Here is a 14549-nt window from a genome sequence, read left to right as displayed (position 1 = left end):
CCCACGACGGCGGCCCGGTGGCCGGCCCCGCGCGGGGAGCACGTGACCGGCCGGTTCGCCGCCGGCGGACGGAGCGCTGGGCCCGGGTGCGAGTGGACCCGCCCGGTTCCCCCGTATGTCTGCCGTTGGCAGGGTAATGGGGGGTTGCTTCGGGGTGGTCAGCGGATGGTGCTGTCGGGGACGTAGGTGATGTCCCAGAGACGGGCGGTCATGTCGGTGCTCGTCGTCGCGAGCAGCAGGCCGTAGGGGGCGAACGCGCACGCCATCACCGTGCTGGTGTGGCCGGTCAGCGTCGCCACCGCCGTGCCCGTCGCGACATCCCACAGCCGGGCGGTGTCGTCGGTGCTCGCGGTTGCCAGCACCAGCCCGTCGGGGGAGAACGCGCAGCTCTGCGCGGAGCCCGGCAGGGTCAGCGTCGCCGTCCCGGTCGGAACGTCGGTCAGCCGGGTGCCGTCGTTGCTGGTCGTGGCCAGCAACAGGCCGTCGGGCGAGAACGAGCAGCCGTTCGCGAAGTTGGTGTGGCCGTCGAGGTCACGGATCTTCTCGCCGCGTGCCGCGTCCCACAGCAGGGTCTGGTCGGCGCCGGCGGTGACAAGCAGGTGGCCGTCGGGGGAGAACGCACAGCCGTAGACAGCACCGCGATGGCCGGCGAGCGTCGCGAGACAGGAACCGGTCGACACCCCCCACAACCGGACGGTGCGGTCGGTGCTGACAGTGGCCAGCATGGTCCCGTCGGGGGAGAACGCGCAGCCGTAGACGGGACCCTTGTGGCCGGTGAGGCTCAGCACGGCCCGCTCGGTCGCGATCTCCCAGATCCGCGCGGTCTTGTCGGCGCCGGTCGTGGCAAGCAGCCGCCCGTCGGGGGAGAACGCGCAGCCGTGCAGGCCGGCGATCCGTCGCCCGGCCAACCGGCCGGCGGCGCGGCCGGTGGCGACGTCCCACAGCCGGGCGCCGTCCCGGCTGGTGGTGGCCAGCATGGTGCCGTCGGGGGAGAAGGCCGCGCAGGTGACGTCCCGCTCGTGGCCGCTCAGCGTGCGCCGCGCCGTCACCTCGACGTTGCGGGACGGACGGCTGGTGCGTTCGAAGCCGCGCAGGTCGGCGGGCAGGGCGGTGCCGCCGGCCGGGGCCGGGCCGGAGGGCAGCGTGGTGGCCAGCCAGTCGACGTCCCGTACGGACGCCCCCGGCTCGGCGTGGGTCTCGACGAGGCTGCCGGGGGCCTCCGCGGCCAGATCGAACAGGGCGCCGTCGCTGAGCCGGACCCGGGCGAGCACCGATCCGGCGTCGAAGCGCGCGCCGGGCTCGACGAGCCAGCGCACCATCGTTGCCCACCCACCCGGAATGTCCCAGCGGGCTGGCTGCACCACCGGATTGGGCCGGGCGGCGACGATCCGCCGCGTCGACACCGTCGCCGCCCAGAAGGCCGCGCCGAGCACGACGGCCTGGTCCGGATCGGGGAGGGCGAACACGTGCTGCGCAGGCCAGTCGGTGCCCACCCCCAGCCGCCCGGCGAGAATCTCGGTGACGACCGGCATCCGGGACGCACCGCCGACGGGCAGTGCCCCGGCGAGCTTCTCCGGCGTGATCCCGGTGGTCTCCAGCAGGTGCTGGCAGCAGGCCATCGTCYGGGCCAGGGTGGGTGAGGCCAGCTTGGTGAACCGGTCCCGGTCCAGGCTGACGAGCAGACCGGCGGGGCTGAACACATCCTCGACGAAGGCGACGTCGGTGAGCTGGTGTTTCACCGCGCGGGCGAAGTCGAGCAGCTCGTGGCGGGTGCGGCTGGCGGCGGTCTGGAACACCTCCCCGACTCCGGACGGGTTGAGCAGCGGCTCCAGCCCGGGCCCGTAGTGCCCGAGGATCTCGTCGTAGAGGAGCTGGTCGAAATCCCGCCCGCCGCRGTCGTGCAGCGTGCTGTGACCGAGCAGCTCGTGCCGCCCGCCCTCCCCGAACATGACCAGGGACGCCTCGAAGGTGCCGCCGCCGAGGTCGTAGACCAGCACGAGATCGCCCGGTCGGGGGCTGGCGGGTCCCGGCGGTGCCCAGGCGACCGCGACCGGCTCGGCGAGCAGATCGACGTCGACGAACCCGGCCTCCTCGGCGGCGTTGATCATCGTGCGGCGCAGGGGCCCGGCCGGGTCATAGCTCGCCGGGACGGTGACCACGGCCCGGCGCAGCGCTACCCCGTCCAACTGTGCCTCCGCCTCGGTGCGCAGCGCCGCGAGAACCGCGGTCACCAGCCCGGCCGGGGGATGGCTGCGGCCGTCCAGCACGATGCCGGCGTTGCGGGTCAGCGCCCGCTTCACCCCACCGTGGTAGGCAGCCGGCCAGATTCGCTTGCGGCGCTCGGCGAGGGTGCCGACGACCAGCAGGTCGCCGTCCACCAGAACCGAGGAGGGCCAGGCCACAGCGCCGCTCGCCGGCTCCCGGACCAACGCGACCTGACCGTCGACGACCAGCGCCGCGGATGCCTGGTAGGTGCCGTAGTCGATCGCGAGGATCGGCTCCCCCACCGGCACCCCTCCGTTGACCGTCGCGGCCTGGACCCTTCGGCCGGTGGTGGCATCCCACCGTCTGGACATCCCGCCGCTGGACCTCGGCCGGACGTTCGACCGCAGGTCACGGCGTTGTCCGGAGATGGCCGACGTTGTCCGGGCATCGTAGCGGCGGCCCACGCACCGTGGTTCGGCGGGCCGGGTGTGCGACGGGGTGGGAGGGGTAGGCGACCAGTAGAGATCACCCGGCGCGGGCCGCGCGGTCACCCGCGGCGGGGTGAGCAACACCGCTCGGGCCTGGCCCGGGCGGGCCCCTGCGACCGGCTCACAGCTGGAGGTTCCGGTTATGCGCATCGCCATCCCGCGACGAGCGGATCCGCAGCACGCCGTCACGCCTCCGGGCCCCTGGCCCGACCCCGTCCCGCCTGGGCCGGGGCCCGATCCGGTGCCGCCGGGCCCTGGTCCGGACCCGGTACCACCTGGGCCGGGGCCCGATCCGGTGCCGCCGGGCCCTGGCCCGGACCCGGTACCCCCGAGTCCGCTGCCGGACCCGGTTCCCCCGCCGCCCGGCCCCGATCTGCTTCCCGGAGTCGCCGGCGCGGCGCCCGTGGCGGTTCCGGGTAGTCGGGTTACGGGTAGTTGTCTGACATGAGCCATCGCCCCGAGGGAATCCCCGCCCCTGAACTGTCCGATGCCGACCTCGTGCGGGAGGTACGCCATCTGCACCTGACCAGGCATGACACGTTCCTCACCGGGAGCGAGGATGCATTCGAGACGCACACCCAGCGCATGCTCGAACTCGAGCGCGAGTACCTGCGCCGCTTCCCGGACTCGGCCAGCCCCGACCCGCGCCGGACCAGGGCCGGCCGCCGCCGCGCGGCTGGCATTCTGCCTGGCTGAGGCCGGCGGGGCGGGACCGCCGCCCCGCTGACGTCGCCGATCAGGTCCGGACGGCCTGCTCTGGCCTGATCGGGCCGGGTCGGGTCAGAAAAGACAGCGGCCGCCACCTCGTGACCGCCGGGCGGTCAGGAGATGGCGGCCGGCCTCGGTGAGGCCCCGGGTGATCGCGAGATCGCCGCGGTCCCGAGGCGCCCGAGAATCAGGTGGTGGGTGCCGGCTTCTCCGGCCGCCAGGCGCCGCCGAGCAGGCCGGCCGAGCCGACGACTCCCAGCCCGAGGGCGATGAGGCCGCCGGCCCACCCATCGAGGTCGATCCCGATCGCGTGGTCCAGGGACGCCTTGCCCGGCCCGAGGATCGCGATGCCGGCCGCGACGACCGCGATCATGAGCACGTACTCGTATCCCTGGCCCGGCTTGAAGATGAAGAAGCCGTTCTTGCGGTGGGCGGTGATTCCGGCCACCACCATGGTCCCGATGATCGCGCCCGCGCTGAACGGGGTCAGGAACCCGAAGGCGAGCCCGAAGCCGGCCGCGAGTTCCGTCAGGCCGGACATCCAGGCATGCACGATGCCGGGCCGCAGGCCCATGCTCGAGAACCAGCCCGCGGTGCCCTGCACGCCGCCGGGCCCGAAAATGTGGTTGTAGCCGTGGGCGACGATGGTCAGGCCCACGACGATTCTGAGCACGAGCGCCGCGGTGTCGGGCGAGGTCACGGGTACTGYCTCCCGGGGAGGGGACCGGCCGGTACGGACGGTTGGGATCCATTGGGCATGAGTGGCGCGAGGTTGTTCACCGGGTCAGAGGGGCTGCTGCACCGCAGACGCTAGCGGTACTTCGTCGCAGATTCGACAGCTTGCGCTGCGAAAGCCGGTCCGGTGCCTTTCCGTTCAGYCGGTGGTCCGGTTCGTGGTCCCGTTCGTGGTCCCGTCCCCAGAGGGCGCAGCAGGCGCCGGGCCGGTGTCGAAGTGGCGGGGCGCGCGGTCGGGGCGGGCTCCGTCCACAGGTCCGAGCCCGGTCACGGCGGCGACGGTTCGCAGCCAGGAGGCGGTCAGCTCCGACCGGACGGCGAGAGCGGTGCCCGGGTCGTCGAGGGCGTCGGCAACGGGAAGAACGGCGCCGTCATCCCTGGTCCAGGTGGGGCTGTAGGTGAGGCCGGCGATCACCCAGCCGAGCCCGGTGTTGCGCACCAGCACATGCAGCAGCAGGCCGTCCCGACTCCGGGCGCTGTCGGGGGCACTCCCCGGGGTGTTGCCTCGGGTACCTGCGCCGGAGGCCGTGGCGGCGCTCATGCCGTAGGCGACATATTTTCCGTTGACTACCTCGAACGGCTGCACCGCGCCGCTGCCCGAACCCACCACCAGGTCAATCAACGGTGAGCCCAGCAGCTCGCGGGCGGCGAAACGCTGCCGTTCGGTCGGTGTGGTCGGTGTGGTCGGTGCCGGGGAGCGGGGGTCACCCCAGTCCAGCGAGGCGATGACCAGGTCGGCTCCGGCGTCCCGGGCGCGGGCCGCGTCCTGCAGGATCCGCGCGGGGTCGAGGCGATCGACTCCGCCGTCGGTGTCACCGCCTGTCGTGGCGGAGGGGGCCGCGGACTGGTCCGCGTCGGTGGCCGAAAGCAGCGCGATCTGGGCACCGTGGACTGGCAGCAGGGTGAGTGTCTCGGCCTCGGCGCGGTCACGCGCCGCCCCGCTGTGGTTGATCGAGGCACCGTCGAGCGCCTCCAGCAGGCTGCGTCTGTCCGCATCCCCCAGCTGGGCGGTGTGGCTGGTCGCGGTGGCACAGGCGTCGAAACCGGCCCGGTGCAGTGCCTCGGCGGCTGGCTCGGGCGCTCCGGTGAGGGCGGGGCCCTGACAGACCGCGAGATCGGCGGAGGAGAGCAGACTGCCGAGCGGCGCCAGTGTGGCTCCGGCCGCGGCAGCGGTCAGGAGCAGCCCGCCGCTGAAGATCAGCGTCAGTTCCGTGGCGTCCCGGTCCGGGTCGCGGCCGCCTGACGGGCCTCCCGTCGACGGCGGCCAGGCCGACCGGGCGGTGGTGTCCGGGTGGATGCGGACGCCACCGGGATCACTGTTGACAGTCAGCAGATGTCTGCTCAGGACGTCTGGATAGAGCCCGAAACCCACGGCCGCGGCCGCCAGGACCAGAGCTCCCGCGWCCAGAAGCCGCCCGGACGGAGGGTCGTGCCGACCGTCCGTCRGCACTGCAGGGCGCGGGCTGGTCATTTCGGGCCGGTGYGACGGGCGTGGGCGATGTGCGGAAAGCGGCCGGTGCCAGGAAAGCGGTCGGTGCCGCAAGCGCCGGCGACGCCAGGGACGCAGCTGGTGCCAGGAGCGTCTGCGCGGCATCGTCCCCATCGCTCGGGCTGGTCGGACGGGTGGACCCCTCCAACCTAAGCGACGGGTGTCGGCCTCACTACTCTTGGTAGTTCGATCTTTCTGAGAGGTGAGGCCGATCCCGCGTCAGACCGCGGCGGTCCCTTCGGCCGCTGAGATCGCCGGCACGGACTCGATGATCCGCGTCAGCATGGAGCGCAGCGCTGTGCGCTCGTCGGTGGACAGGGGGGAAAGCAGCAGGTCGTTCATGCGTTCCACCCGGCTCGCGACATGGCTGTGGGTCGCCTCGCCGCGCTGCGTCAGCCGCAGGACGTTGCGGCGGCCGTCGCGAGGATCGCGGACACGGCGGATCAGGCCGCGCTGCACGAGGCGGGCCACGACGTCTGCGACGGTGGAGCGGTCGAGCGACGCCCGTTCGCCCAGCGTGCGCTGGTCGATGTCGGGGTCGGCGAGCAGGCTGTTGAGAACGACGAACTGCGGCGGAGTCGTCTCGGTGGAGACGACTGCCGTCCAGAGTTGATATGTGACCTGCTGCAGACGGCGGGCGAGCTGTCCGGGGTGTGTCGACAGGTCTGCGACGGGCCGCGCACGGCCGGGGTCGGTCTCCTCGGCCGGCCGTCTCGGTCCCGGGTATCGCTGGTTCACGGCGTCCTCACGGGTCTGGATGGTCACATACTCGGATCGTGTGGGCGGGGTCAGGGCTTCGTTCCATTCCGGGCTGTAGGGCGGGGACGTTCGTGCGCCCGACGGCAGGGCTTCGCGTTGGTCATCATCTCGCATCTGTACGCCCGTTGCCGGCAAGCCGGAGGAATCGAACGAGGGCGACCCCCCGGAACGGGTAACTCATCCGGCATGTTCCAAAAACATCACTGGTTACTGAAAGATATGGATCGCGCGGTGCCGGACCTCCGCTGCCGATCTCCGATGATGTTCATCGTGCTCAGTGAGTGTGCCTGACATGGCGCCGTCCGGGGGCAGACCGGTGCCGGGGGATCGATTCAGGCTGCTCGTCGGTGTGGCCGTGCCGTGTTTGGCGTAGCCCGAGCGGGCCCTTGCCAGGCCGCAGGACCTGGGACTTCGTATCGGCCCGGGCAACCTCCCGGGAACAGGTTGCAACCCTGGGACCAGATATGTCAGCGAGACCTATGTCAGGAAATATCGCCTGCAGAGCCTCCTGCGCCGCATACAGTCGTCCACGGTCAGGATGCGTACGTCACGTCCGTCACGCCCGGGAACAACAAGGTGGACTTCTTCGTACCGGCCCGGCCGGGCCCCTTGGTGGCGCGACCCGCACGGCCTACCTGCCGTGTCCGGGAGGACACCTGCCGGCGGGAAACGATGCCATRCCCGTGYGGATGCAGCCGGCGGAAGACCGTGTGCTTACGTGTCGTGAACCCGACCATAGGGTCGCCTGTGTCACCGTGGTGCGGCACCGAGGTTGTGTCCGAATTGGCGGCGATGTGCCCGCTCGCGGCCCGATGCGGGGCCGACCGACACGGATGTGGYGTTCGGGGAGTCAGAACGATCGGCGTGGGTACCCGACCGTCATGGATGACGCACCCCGCGGTCTGCGGGAAAGCCTGAAACGGGTCGCCGTCACGCTCAAGGAGGCACAGATCCCCTTCGCGCTCGGCGGCAGCTACGCCTGCTGGGCACGCGGCGGGCCCGAGCCGGTGCACGACGTCGACTTCATGCTCCGCGAGACGGACGTCCCGCGGGCGGTGGACGTCCTGTGCGACGCCGGGCTGCGCCCGGTGGACCCTCCGGAGGACTGGCTGACCAAGGTCTACGACGGCGACGTCCTGGTGGACCTGATCCACCACCCGGTCGGGCGGGCGGTGACCGACGAGATGCTGGCGCGGTCACGGGACATGTCGGTCGACTCCGTCCGGATGCCCGTGCTGGATGCCACCGACTGGTTCGAGATGACCCTGCTGGCTCTGGACGAGCGCTACTGCGATCTCGGCCGGGTGATCCCGATGATCCGCGCGATGCGGGAACAGGTGGACTGGACGCAGGTGCGCCGGGCCACCGCCGAGTCGCCGTTCGCCGAGGCCGCCCTGCTCGTGGCGACCCGGCTGCAGCTCATTCCCGCGCCTGCCGGCCTGTCTCCCGCTGGTCCGCCGTTCGCTGGTCCACCGTCCGCTGGTCCACCGTCCGCCGGTCCGTCGTCCGTCGGCCTGCCGTCCTCCGGCCGGGGGTCTGCGGGCGAGGCGGTGACCACCCCGCCGGCCGGTAGCGGGGCGGTGACCGGCGCGCCCGAGAGCGCCTCAGACTCAGCCTTCGGCTCGGACTCCGGCCTGGCCACGGCCGGGCAGCTGGACGTCACCGAACCGGCCGAGTACCTCGCCGGTGAGCTGCGTGAACGCCTGGCGGAGGACCCACGGGTCGCCGAGCTCGGCCTGGAGGTCGCCGTGGCGTCGGACGCCGTGATCGTGCGGGGCGAGGTGGCCCTGGAGACCCGCCGGACCGCCGTCGACATCGTGCTCGCCGAGATCGTTCCCGACCGGCCGATCCGTAACCAGGTCACCGTGTCGCAGCAGGAGTTCCCGCCGACGGTGGAGAGCGTGTCGTGATCAGGATTGCCGCCGTCGGTGACATCCACCTGGGTACCGACTCGCCGGGGTCGTTCGCGCCCTGTCTGGCCGGGATCGGTGACCTCGCCGACGTGCTTCTGATCGCCGGTGATCTCACCCAGCACGGCAGCGTGGCGGAGGCCGAGGTGGTGGCCGGCGAGCTCGCCGGGGCCGAGATCCCGGTGATCGCCGTGCTCGGCAACCACGACCATCACGGGGACCAGTCCGACCAGGTGGTCAAGGTGCTGGCCCAGGCGGGCGTCCGCACGCTGGAGGGCGAGGGGATGGTGCTGCGGGTCGGAGACATCTGCCTCGGGGTCGCCGGTGCGAAGGGTTTCGGCGGCGGGTTCGCGGGGGCCAGCGGCAGCGACTTCGGCGAACCGCTGATGAAGGCGTTCGTCCGCCACTCCAAGGAGGTGAGTGCCGCGCTGCGCAACGCCCTCGACGCCCTGGAATGCGACATCCGGGTCGCGCTCACGCACTACTCGCCCGTCCCGGACACGCTCGCCGGTGAACGCCCGGAGATCTTCCCGTTCCTCGGCAGCTACCACCTCGCGGAGGCCGTCGACGGTGGCCGCGCCCAGCTCGCGCTGCACGGGCACGCCCATGGCGGATCGGAGAAGGGTCGCACCGCCGGCGGGGTGCCGGTGCGCAACGTCGCCCGTCCGGTGATCGGCCGGGCCTTCGCCCTGTACGAGGTCGGAACCCACGATGCTTGCTGTTCGTGACATCTCCGCCACGGAGAGGGTTCTGTTGTCGCGGTCGGGGAAGGCCTCGCCCGCGAGGGCGGCGGATGGCCCACCGCCCCTGGACGGAAGAGGCCTGACATGCGCGAGCCAGACGTCGTCGATGTGCTGACCGCCGACCACACCAGGATCGAGCGGTGGTTCCGCGACTACGAGCGGACCCCGTCCGCGGTCGAGCGCCGGCGCCTGATCACCAACATCATCATCGAGCTCGTGCGGCACGCCGAGGCCGAGGAGATGTACGTCTACCCGCGGGCGCGCCTCGTGCTCCCGAACGGCCACACCATCGTCGACCGGGAGATCGCCGAACACGCCGAAGCCGAGCGGATCATGAGCCGGCTGGACCGGATGAAGCCGATGGACGCCGGTTTCGATCCGCTGGCCCGTGAGCTGATGCGCGTGGTGCGCGGGCATGTGCGCGAGGAGGAGAAGGGCTGGTTCCCGGTGCTGCGGCGGCTCATGCCGCTCCAGGACCGCCGCCGCCTCGCCGAACTGGTGGAGGGCGCCAAGGTGGTCGCGCCGACCCGGCCGCACCCGGGCGCCCCCAACCGGCCGCCGCTCAACGTCCTCGTCGGGGTGGGAACGGGCGTGGCCGACCGGGCCCGCGACCTTCTCTCCGGCCGCCGCCAGCGCTAGCCGGGCACCTGCTTCGGGCTGCCCGGAGGCCGCCCGAATGTGCCAACGGGTCGGGAAACGTCTGGTCCGAGGTGGGCATGACCGCCTGCTGCGGGTAGGGCCCAGGACACGCCGGTGGCGTCGCCGGTCACGAACCGGCGACGCCACCGGGTCGCGGGGCATCCGGACGGCGTCGGACGGACCCGTACGGAGAAGGAGAAGGAGAAGGAGAAGGAGCGACCGGGGGACGGAACGGACAGCACGGCGAAGGCATCTAACGACACAGACGAAAGAGGACGTCACATGTCGATGGATCGGGGCAGTGCCAAACACGGACCTGTGCGCGACGAGGTGATGGCTCACGAGGTCCGGGGCATGGTCCGTGCACGCCGGGACACCCGCGCCGAGGAATGGAGATCCCCCGAGCCACCGGCCGAGGAGGCGTCGGCGCTGGCCGCCCGTCCGGACGGTGCGGGACTGCTCGGCAGCACGCCGCTGGGAATGAGCCCGGCGGATGTCGAGGAGCGCTCGGAGCTGGGCCGCTGGCTGGGCCGGGCGGTCTTCCCCGCCGAGCGGGACGAGGTCGTCGATCACCTGCGCCACCACCATGCGCCCGACCGGGTGGTGGACGAGGTCCGTGGGGCGCCGGAAGGCGTCCAGTTCACCTCGCTGGGCCAGCTCTGGCGGGCGTTGCGTTCCGACGCCCATGTCGAGTCCCGGCGTTACTGAACCTCCGTACGACTCCTGGGCGCGGTCCGGTGCGAGTGGTGGGCGGCTCCCGACCCGTAAACCTGCTGACCTGGGTGAGAAACGTCGTGGGTGAATAAGGATGTCGATGGCGGACGGACCGGTACGAGGAGCGAACGCCGGGCAGAAGCCTGGCATGGATGGTCCTGTCCTGGAACGACGCACGAACCGACGCACCCGGCCCACCGCGCGAGCAGAGGTTCCCAGCCCGCTCGCGGTGCGGCCCGAACCTCTGGACGGGGCCGCCGACCCCACCGCCACCGGCCCGGAGGGATCCGGGCGGGGAAAGCCGGACGGCAGGGCACGCCCTGCGGCGAGCGGGCAGCCGGCCGGGCAGCGTGGTCCGGCCACCGGGCGCGGAGGCCCGGCGGCCGGGCAGCAGCGGCCCGCCGCTCGGCCGCGGCGCGCGGCGGCCGGTCAGCGGCGGCCGGTCAGCGGAGACCATCGGGTGTCCCGGTGGGTGTCCGCGCACCCGATCGCCTTCGCACTGATCGGGGCGGCGATGCTGCTCGTCGGATCAGCGCTGGTGGGCGCCCTGGACCTGTTCGCGGTAGGCGCCGTGCTGGGTTTCTGGACCCTGATCGTCGCTACCGGCCTGGTGCTGGGGCGTCCCGGCATCGACTGGGCGGTGCCGACCGACGAGCTCCGGCGCGCCGCGCGGCAGGCGTTTGCCGACTACCGGCGTGAGGCGAGCGGGGCGCTGCGCCGACTGGCGCGCACCGGCGGCGCCTCGCTGCCGCGGGGGAGCCGGTCCGCGCCGACGACCGCGACCGCGCCCACACCCGCCCCTTCAGACGGGCCAGCGGAGCGTGCCAACCGCTGAACCTGGGTAGGGGACAGCCATGGCTGGGACCTTGGGTGTGGGTGGAGCAGGATCCTCCGACCTGCTGGTGACGCTCGCCGGTGGTCTCGACGAGCAGGAGCGAGTCGAGACCATGCGGATCATCACGCGCCGGCTGATCGCCGAGCGTGCCGCTGCGGCCGGCGGCCAGCGTGAGCGGCAGGTGGACGTCGGCACCCGCAGCAGGGCGTCGCGAGGGCGGCGCTCCGTCGCGCCTGCGGCGACCCGTTCTCGTGACAGCGACAACGGGCGCCCGGACAGCGGAAACAGTCAGGCGCTGAAGCGCCGAACCTGAACGCTGAAGCGCCGAACCTGAGGGAGCCCTGAACCTGAAGCGCCCGCCTGGGCGACGTCAGCCRCAGCAGCCGCCCCCGCAGCAGGCCCCGCCACCGCCGACGGCGGGCGCGGCGGCCATCGCGGGCGCCGACGCGCCACGGCTCACCGCCACCGCGGAGAAGACCCGCGAGGTCTCCAGGTGACCTGCGGGGCACGGGGCCGCGGTGGTCGTGTCACTGTGGATACCGCGACGCACCTCAAAGGACGCGTCGCACACACGGCATCGGTACTCGTAGGCGGGCACGAGCCCAGGATAGGCCGGCATCGCGGCACGATGCCGGCCTATCGCCCGGCCGGGTGTCAGCATCCGGAGGTCGCGTCACCGCCCGGATGTGTCAGAGCCGCTCGATGATCGTCGCGTTGGCAAGGCCACCGGCCTCGCACATCGTCTGCAGCCCGAACCGTCCACCGGTCTGTTCCAGCGCGTGCACCAGGGTCGTCATGATCCGCGCACCGCTGGCTCCGAGCGGGTGGCCGAGAGCGATCGCTCCGCCCCGGGCGTTCACCTTCTCCGCCGGGGCCCCGATCTCGGCGCGCCAGTCGAGGACCACCGCGGCAAACGCCTCGTTCACCTCGAACAGGTCGATGTCGTCGAGCCGTAGTCCGGAGCGCTCCAGGACACGGCGGGTCGCGGGGATCACGCCGCGCAGCATCAGGAACGGGTCGTCGCCGACGACTGCGAAGCTGTGCAGCCGCGCCCGTGGGCGCAGACCCAGCTCCCGGGCACGCTCGGAGGTTGTGATCAGCAGGGCGGCAGACCCGTCGCTGATCTGCGAGGCGTTGCCCGCGGTCACGCTCCAGCCGATCTCCGGGAAGCGGGCCGCGCTCGCCTCGTCGTAGAACGCGGGACGCAGGCCGGCGAGCGCCGCCAGGCTCGACGTCGGGCGGATGCCCTCGTCCGCGGCCACCTCGACCACGGACCCGTCCGGGCGGGTGACCTTCACCGGTGCGATCTCGGGGGCGAACAGGCCGTCCTGCGCGGCCGCGGCAGCGCGCAGATGGCTGGCGAGTGCGAACTCGTCCATCTCGGCGCGACTGATGCCCCGGCGGGCGCCGATCAGCTCGGCACTGATCCCCTGCGGGACGAGGCCGGCCGGGTACCGCTCGTTGAGGCGGATCCCGCGGCTGTCACCGGGGAGCGCCGCGGAGCCCATCGGCACGCGGCCCATCGACTCGACGCCGGCGGCGAGCACCATGTCGTACGCGCCGGAGATCACCCCCTGGGCGGCGAAGTGCACAGCCTGTTGGGACGAGCCGCACTGCCGGTCGATGGTGGTCGCCGGCACGGACTCGGGCAGCCCGGCCGCGAGCCCGGCCCAGCGGGCGATGTTCGCGGACTGCTCCCCGGCCTGGGTGACACAGCCGGCGATCACGTCGTCGATCAGGGCGGGGTCGACCCCGGACCGCTCGACGACCGAGGAAAGGCTGTGGGCGAGCAGGTCGACGGGGTGGACCGGGGCGAGGCTCCCGCTGGCCCGCCCGCGCCCGATCGGGGTCCGTACCGCTTCGACGACGACGGCGTCACGCATCGGATGCTCCTTCGTCCCAAGTAAGTCCGAAAACCAGACTCACCATGCTTCTTCAGTGTGGACCACTAAGTTGGAAAAGGCAACCCACTGTGTGGGCCTCGCTGCAGGGGTGGTGCGACGCGGYCCGCAGGACGTCACTCTGCGTCGAGCGTTGTCACGCTTTCCGTCCCCGTGGGAGGCGGTCTGTCGAGGCGACCGGCGGCCGAAGCCCACGTAGCCTGAGGACATGACGGCTCCGCGATCATGAACGGGACCGGGTACGCGGCGGGGGTACCGCCGGTCGTCGCCGAGGTGCTGCGCGGTCGGGCGTCCGAGGCGGACGTCCTGGTCGAAAGCCGGATCCGGGGCACCGTCGTGGGGCTCGGCCCGGACGGCACCGTGGAGCTGTCCGTCGGGGATCCGGGCGCCGTGATCTCGCCGCGGTCCACCGTCAAGCCGATGCAGGCCGTCGGCATGCTGACGGCCGGGCTCGACCGCGCGTTCGGCCCGGGCGGGCGAGGCATTCCACCCGAGCTGCTCGCGATCGTGTGCTCGTCGCACAGCGGCGAGCCCGCGCAGCTGGCGGCCGTCCGGGCGGTGCTCGCGGCGGTCGGGCGGACTCCGGCCGACCTGGCGTGCCCGCCGGACCTCCCGCTCGGGCGGCTCGCCTGCGAGCGGCATCTCGCCGCCGGTGGCGGGCCCGAGCCGCTGTTGATGAACTGTTCCGGCAAACACGCCGGGATGATCGCCTGCTGTGTGGCCTCCGGCTGGCCGGTGGACGGCTACCGGGAGCCGGACCATCCGCTGCAGCGCCGGATCCGGGCATCGATCGAGGAGCTGGTCGGCGGGCCGGTGGCGGGCACTGCGGTCGACGGGTGCGGCGCGCCCCTGTTCGGGATACCGCTGGTTGGCCTTGCCCGCGGGATGCGGAGGATCGCCCTGGCCGCTTCGGGGCCGCCGTCGCCCCGGCAGCGGGTCGCGGCGGCGATGCGCGCCTTCCCCGACCGCGTCGGCGGCCCGGGCCGGACGGACACGGAGCTGATGCTCGCGGTGCCGTGGATCATCGCCAAGGACGGCGCCGAGGGTGTCTCGGTGGCCGCGACGGCGAGCGGCCACGCGGCCGCGGTGAAGATCGAGGACGGTTCTCAGCGGGCGGCCATGCCGGTGCTGGTCGCCGCGCTGCGCCGCCTCGGCGCCTTCCATGCCCCTGATGCGGCCAATGTCCCGGACGTGGCAGACCTGGCAGATGTAGCAGCTGTAGCGGACGTGCCGGGTGTCGCAGTGGAGGTGGACGGGGCGCGGCTCGCGGCGATCAGCGTCCCGAAGGTGCTCGGGGGCGGCGTCGAGGTGGGCAGGCTGCGGGCTTTTCTGGCGCCCTGAGAGTCGGCGACGTGCCCGGAAGCGGTGTTGCGTGCGCGGCACAGCGGGTGTGTGCAATGCTGTCCGTCACATAAGCCTCACT

Annotated in this window: 14 protein-coding genes; 8 read left to right on the top strand and 6 right to left on the bottom strand. The window is 72.4% G+C overall.

What is annotated here, in order from left to right:
- Window positions 1-158: 158 nt before the first annotated feature.
- Window positions 159-2507 carry an Hsp70 family protein gene (locus CC117_RS02750; RefSeq protein ID WP_071082274.1) on the bottom strand — a complete coding sequence of 783 codons (2349 nt, stop codon included), beginning with the start codon at window positions 2505-2507 and terminating at the stop codon, window positions 159-161.
- A gap of 630 nt (window positions 2508-3137) precedes the next feature.
- Here CC117_RS02750 and CC117_RS02745 point away from each other — a divergent pair.
- The gene (locus CC117_RS02745) at window positions 3138-3389 is read left to right on the top strand and encodes a DUF6158 family protein (RefSeq protein WP_071082156.1); all 252 of its coding nucleotides are present in this window, start codon (window positions 3138-3140) and stop codon (window positions 3387-3389) included.
- 199 nt (window positions 3390-3588) lie between these two features.
- Here the strand turns inward: CC117_RS02745 and CC117_RS02740 are convergent, their stop codons facing one another.
- The 3 genes from CC117_RS02740 to CC117_RS02730 all read right to left on the bottom strand — a co-directional run bounded on the left by CC117_RS02740 (window position 3589) and on the right by CC117_RS02730 (window position 6390).
- Window positions 3589-4101, bottom strand: coding sequence for a DoxX family protein (locus CC117_RS02740; RefSeq protein WP_071082154.1), 513 nt, complete (start codon window positions 4099-4101; stop codon window positions 3589-3591).
- Window positions 4102-4275: 174 nt separating this feature from the next.
- Window positions 4276-5508 (bottom strand): CapA family protein, encoded by a 1233-nt coding sequence (locus tag CC117_RS02735; protein WP_241829772.1) that lies wholly within the window; start codon window positions 5506-5508, stop codon window positions 4276-4278.
- 336 nt (window positions 5509-5844) lie between these two features.
- The gene (locus CC117_RS02730; RefSeq protein WP_018639131.1) at window positions 5845-6390 is read right to left on the bottom strand and encodes a MarR family winged helix-turn-helix transcriptional regulator; all 546 of its coding nucleotides are present in this window, start codon (window positions 6388-6390) and stop codon (window positions 5845-5847) included.
- Between the two features lie 875 nt (window positions 6391-7265).
- Here CC117_RS02730 and CC117_RS02725 point away from each other — a divergent pair.
- The 6 genes from CC117_RS02725 (at window position 7266) to CC117_RS34000 (ending at window position 11538) form a co-directional block, all read left to right on the top strand.
- Entirely contained in the window at window positions 7266-8294 is a 1029-nt protein-coding gene (locus CC117_RS02725; RefSeq protein ID WP_071082151.1) for a nucleotidyltransferase family protein, read from the top strand.
- Window positions 8291-9022, top strand: a complete 732-nt coding sequence (locus CC117_RS02720; RefSeq protein WP_071082149.1) for a metallophosphoesterase family protein — start codon at window positions 8291-8293, stop codon at window positions 9020-9022. The genes CC117_RS02725 and CC117_RS02720 overlap by 4 nt, the downstream gene beginning before the upstream one ends.
- 99 nt (window positions 9023-9121) lie before the next feature.
- Window positions 9122-9676 (top strand): hemerythrin domain-containing protein, encoded by a 555-nt coding sequence (locus CC117_RS02715; RefSeq protein WP_071082147.1) that lies wholly within the window; start codon window positions 9122-9124, stop codon window positions 9674-9676.
- 282 nt (window positions 9677-9958) lie between these two features.
- Window positions 9959-10384: a DUF2795 domain-containing protein gene (locus CC117_RS02710; protein ID WP_071082273.1), complete on the top strand. Its 426-nt coding sequence runs from the start codon at window positions 9959-9961 to the stop codon at window positions 10382-10384.
- A 154-nt stretch (window positions 10385-10538) separates the two neighbouring features.
- A complete protein-coding gene (locus tag CC117_RS02705) occupies window positions 10539-11225 on the top strand; it encodes a hypothetical protein (protein ID WP_198541702.1) in 687 nt (228 codons plus the stop codon).
- A gap of 19 nt (window positions 11226-11244) precedes the next feature.
- Window positions 11245-11538 carry a hypothetical protein gene (locus CC117_RS34000; protein ID WP_198541701.1) on the top strand — a complete coding sequence of 98 codons (294 nt, stop codon included), beginning with the start codon at window positions 11245-11247 and terminating at the stop codon, window positions 11536-11538.
- A gap of 57 nt (window positions 11539-11595) precedes the next feature.
- Here the strand turns inward: CC117_RS34000 and CC117_RS02695 are convergent, their stop codons facing one another.
- Window positions 11596-11823, bottom strand: coding sequence for an FmdB family zinc ribbon protein (locus CC117_RS02695; protein WP_084131392.1), 228 nt, complete (start codon window positions 11821-11823; stop codon window positions 11596-11598).
- Between the two features lie 91 nt (window positions 11824-11914).
- Window positions 11915-13108 carry a thiolase family protein gene (locus CC117_RS02690; RefSeq protein WP_071082143.1) on the bottom strand — a complete coding sequence of 398 codons (1194 nt, stop codon included), beginning with the start codon at window positions 13106-13108 and terminating at the stop codon, window positions 11915-11917.
- A gap of 243 nt (window positions 13109-13351) precedes the next feature.
- Here CC117_RS02690 and CC117_RS02685 point away from each other — a divergent pair, with 243 nt between their 5' ends.
- Complete coding sequence (locus CC117_RS02685; protein WP_071082141.1) at window positions 13352-14467, top strand: asparaginase; 1116 nt, start codon at window positions 13352-13354, stop codon at window positions 14465-14467.
- Window positions 14468-14549: the final 82 nt, after the last annotated feature.

Source organism: Parafrankia colletiae, assembly GCF_001854655.1.
Lineage (GTDB): Bacteria > Actinomycetota > Actinomycetes > Frankiales > Frankiaceae > Parafrankia > Parafrankia colletiae.
This window is presented reverse-complemented; position numbering and strand designations above follow the sequence as displayed.

What these genes read in the sequence shown, in the direction of transcription:
- CC117_RS02705 (WP_198541702.1), top strand. Translation starts at nt 10,539, where the DNA reads ATGGATGGTCCTGTCCTGGAACGACGCACGAACCGACGCACCCGGCCC.
- CC117_RS34000 (WP_198541701.1), top strand. Translation starts at nt 11,245, where the DNA reads ATGGCTGGGACCTTGGGTGTGGGTGGAGCAGGATCCTCCGACCTGCTG.
- CC117_RS02715 (WP_071082147.1), top strand. Translation starts at nt 9,122, where the DNA reads ATGCGCGAGCCAGACGTCGTCGATGTGCTGACCGCCGACCACACCAGG.
- CC117_RS02745 (WP_071082156.1), top strand. Translation starts at nt 3,138, where the DNA reads ATGAGCCATCGCCCCGAGGGAATCCCCGCCCCTGAACTGTCCGATGCC.
- CC117_RS02685 (WP_071082141.1), top strand. Translation starts at nt 13,352, where the DNA reads ATGAACGGGACCGGGTACGCGGCGGGGGTACCGCCGGTCGTCGCCGAG.
- CC117_RS02725 (WP_071082151.1), top strand. Translation starts at nt 7,266, where the DNA reads ATGGATGACGCACCCCGCGGTCTGCGGGAAAGCCTGAAACGGGTCGCC.
- CC117_RS02690 (WP_071082143.1), bottom strand. Translation starts at nt 13,108, where the DNA reads ATGCGTGACGCCGTCGTCGTCGAAGCGGTACGGACCCCGATCGGGCGC.
- CC117_RS02710 (WP_071082273.1), top strand. Translation starts at nt 9,959, where the DNA reads ATGTCGATGGATCGGGGCAGTGCCAAACACGGACCTGTGCGCGACGAG.